1 protein-coding gene is annotated in these 551 nt (G+C 49.4%); it reads left to right on the forward strand.

Annotation, left to right across the window (positions count from 1 at the left end):
- Positions 1-551, forward strand: a 551-nt coding sequence (locus LGZ98_RS24075; protein ID WP_262978765.1) for a filamentous hemagglutinin N-terminal domain-containing protein, incomplete at both ends; no start/stop codon positions are given.

The following is a 551-nucleotide window of genomic DNA, read 5'->3' on the forward strand; positions in this document are numbered from 1 at the left end:
CGGGGTGTTTCACATAACCGTTATCAGGAGTTTAATGTTGGCACTCCGGGACTGGTATTGAATAACGCGACCCATGATACGCAGTCTCTACTGGCGGGGCAAATTGGCGCCAATCTTAACTTCAACGGTAAATCGGCCGAGCTGATTATTAATGAAGTGGTGGGTACCTTAACCTCAAATCTGCAAGGGCTGTTGGAAGTCGCAGGGCAAAAAGCCAATGTTTTCATTGTTAACCCGAACGGCATGACCTGTAATGGCTGTCGTTTTGTTAATACTCCGGCGGTCACCTTATCGACCGGTAAACCGGTGTTTGATAAAGACGGGGCGTTAGCGGCTCTGGAAGTGAGAAAAGGTACCATCACCTTGGGTGAAAAGGGACTGGACGCAACGGCGCAGGATGATGTCGATATTATCAGCCGGACCACTAAGCTTAACGGTAAACTACAGGCGAAAAACCTGACATTGACACAAGGCCCCAACCGGATTGATTTCAAACGCGGGACCCTTGTCCCCATCGCAGGGGAAGATTATAACCCTTGGAAAGCGATTGA

This window comes from Photorhabdus kayaii (assembly GCF_025384895.1).
Taxonomy (GTDB): domain Bacteria; phylum Pseudomonadota; class Gammaproteobacteria; order Enterobacterales; family Enterobacteriaceae; genus Photorhabdus; species Photorhabdus kayaii.